This is a genomic window from uncultured Salinicola sp., from assembly GCF_937921195.1.
Lineage (GTDB): Bacteria > Pseudomonadota > Gammaproteobacteria > Pseudomonadales > Halomonadaceae > Salinicola.
Window position 1 is genome coordinate 1 of record NZ_CALFQK010000060.1, and the last position, 3012, is coordinate 3012.

Sequence of the window (3012 nt, forward strand, 5' to 3'; positions counted from 1 at the left end):
ACGAGCCAAGGGCTACGGGCTGCGGGCTACGAGCCAAGGGCTACGGGCTGCGGGCTACGAGCCAAGGGCTACGGGCTGCGGGCCAAGGGCCAAGGGCCAAGGGCTACGAGCAAAGAGCTACGTGCTCCGGGCTACGAGCCCGGGGCGATAAAAAAGCGGGCCATGTCTCTCCTCGAGACATGGCCCGCCGTCGTTGCAGGTTGGGCTAATCGGCTAGGCTCACCCGAACTCAACGCTCACCCGAACTGGTTCATGGTATTGAGCCCGCCGCCGGCCTTGAGCGCGGCGGCACCGGAGAAGTACTCCTTGTGGTCGTCGCCGAGGTTGGAGCCGGCCATGTCCTGATGCTTGACCGAGGCCAGGCCTCGCCGGATCTCCCGGCGCTGGACACCGGCGACGTAGGCCAGCATCCCCGCCCCGCCGAAGTAACCCTCGGCCAGCTCGTCGGTGGAGAGCGCCGCCGTGTGGTAGGTCGGCAGGGTGATCAGGTGGTGGAAGACGCCGGCTTCGCGGGCCGCATCGCGCTGGAATGCCTGGATACGACGATCCGCTTCCCGCGCCAGCTCGGAGTCGTCATAGTCGGCGCTCATCAGCTGGCCGCGTTCGATGCCGGAGAGCGACCGCCCCTCTCGTTGCCCTTCTGTCTGCCCTTCTCGCTCCCAGTCGTCGAAGACCTGTTGGCGGAAGTTGAGCGTCCAGTTGAACGAGGGCGAGTTGTTGTAGACCAGCTTGGCGTTGGGCACGACCTGGCGGATACGGTCGACCATGCCGGCGATCTGGCCGACGTGGGGCTTCTCGGTCTCGATCCACAGCAGGTCGGCGCCGTTCTGCAGGGCGTTGATACAGTCCAGCACGACGCGATCCTCGCCGGTATCGGAGCGGAACCGGTAGAGTCCATTGGCGAGACGCAGGGGTTTGCGCAGGTCGCCGTCGAGCTTGATGATCGTATCGCCCTCGTTGACATCGTCCGCCGAGCAGATCGGCACGGTGCAGAGAAAGCTGTTGTACTGGTGGGCGAGATCCCCCGGCTCCTTGCTGACCGGCAGTTTCTGGGTCAGGCCGGCGCCCAGCGAGTCGGTCCGGGCGACGATCACGCCCTCCTCCACCCCGAGTTCCAGGAACGCATGGCGAACCGCGTTGATCTTGGCGACGAAATCCTCGTGGGGAACGGTGACCTTGCCATCCTGGTGCCCGCACTGCTTGGCATCCGACACCTGGTTCTCGAGCTGGATGCAGCAGGCGCCCGCTTCGATCATCTTTTTCGCCAGCAGGTAGGTCGCCTCCTCGTTGCCGAAGCCGGCATCGATGTCGGCGATGATCGGCACGATATGGGTCTCGAAGTTATCGATCTTCTCCAGGATTCCCCGCGCCACCACCTCGTTGCCCTGCTTCCTGGCGCTGTCCAGTTCCCGGAAAAGTAGCGTCAACTCCCGGGCATCCGCCTGGCGCAGGAAGGTGTAGAGCTCCTCGATCAGGGCCGGAACGGCCGTCTTCTCGTGCATCGACTGGTCGGGAAGCGGGCCGAATTCCGAGCGCATGGCGGCGATCATCCAGCCGGAGAGGTAGAGATACCGCCCCTGGGTCGTACCGTGGTGCTTCTTGATGGCGATCATCTTCTGCTGGCCGACGAAGCCGTGCCAGCACCCCAGCGACTGGGTGTAGCGGGAGGGATCCCGGTCGTAGGCCTCCATGTCGCGGCGCATCACGCCGGCGGTGTAGCGGGCGATGTCGAGGCCCGTACGGAAGCGGTTCTGGGCCCGCATCCGTGCCACGTTCTCGGGATCGATATTGTTCCAGCGGCCGTTCTGTTCCAGACGCAATCGCTCGAGTGAATCGATATCGCTCTGATAGATGGACATGACTGTCTCCACACAGGAATGGGAATACTCTCCTGGGGCCGGTTTCTTCCCGTATCATTTTCGGTGGATCAAAAACGCCCGTTTTAATCCTGACAATGAGAAGAAAATGCCCCATCGGCGAGTTCACTATGTGAGAAGCGGTGCCATGCCAACAATCCGTACTTAGCCGCCATCATGGTAAGGCTTCTACCAGAAATGGCGCTTATGGATGAATCCTGTAGTCATGTATGACGTATGATGCGCATCGTTCCAACGCAGGGATACCATTTGCCGGAAAACCGCTGTCGCCCTGCCAAATCGCGGACGGTTTCCAAAACCGCTGTGGTTTCATCACCTTGGGGCGACCGCAGCGCCAGGGTCCCGACCACGGCGTGCCTGCCGGGCTCCCTGCGGCCGTCCAACCGACCTACGACTTTCGTCGACAGGGAGTTAGCCGGGTTTCAAATTATTAATCCGCGGTGGCCAGTTCCAAACCCTCGTGGGTCACTTCCGCCACCAAGGCCAGCTCCTCTTGCGAGATCACGTAGGGCGGCATCCAGTAGATGACGTTACCCAGCGGCCGCAGCATCACCCCGCGCGAGAGCGCGTGCCGGTAGACGCGCAGGCCGCGACGCTCGCGGAAGTCGTAAGGCGTCAGGCTGGCCTTGTCCGCGACCATCTCGATGGCCACCACCATGCCGGTCTGGCGGACGTCGCCGACGTGGGGATGGTCGCGCAGCGGTTCGGCGAGCCGCCCCATCGCCTCGGCCTTGCCACGATTGGTGGCGATCACGTCGTCCTGCTCGAAGATATCCAGCGTCGCCAGCGCGGCGGCGCAGGCCAGCGGGTTGCCGGTATAGCTGTGGGAGTGCAGGAACGCCTTGAGCGTCGAGTAGTCGTCGTAGAAGGCGGCGTAGACCTCGTCGGTGGTCATCACCACCGACAGCGGCAGGTAGCCGCCGGTGAGTGCCTTGGAGAGACACAGGAAGTCGGGGCGGACGCCGGCCTGCTCGCTTGCGAACAGCGTCCCGGTGCGGCCGAAGCCGACGGCGATCTCGTCGAAGATCAACTGGACACCGTGGCGGTCGCAGGCCTCGCGCAGCCAGGTCAGGTACTCCGGCGGGTACATGCGCATGCCGCCGGCGCACTGGATCAGCGGTTCGACGATGACCGC

2 protein-coding genes are annotated in these 3012 nt (G+C 63.8%); both read right to left on the minus strand.

Going from position 1 to position 3012, the window contains the following annotated elements:
- Nucleotides 1-236: 236 nt before the first annotated feature.
- On the minus strand, nt 237-1859 hold the full coding sequence (locus Q0602_RS05170; RefSeq protein WP_298839890.1) for an isocitrate lyase: 1623 nt from the start codon (nt 1857-1859) through the stop codon (nt 237-239).
- Between the two features lie 448 nt (nt 1860-2307).
- On the minus strand, nt 2308-3012 hold a 705-nt coding region (locus tag Q0602_RS05175), incomplete at its 5' end, for an aminotransferase class III-fold pyridoxal phosphate-dependent enzyme (protein ID WP_298839893.1).

Bases quoted from the DNA above. Each gene is read 5' to 3' on its own strand.
- Q0602_RS05170 (WP_298839890.1), bottom strand. From the start codon at position 1,859: ATGTCCATCTATCAGAGCGATATCGATTCACTCGAGCGATTGCGTCTG.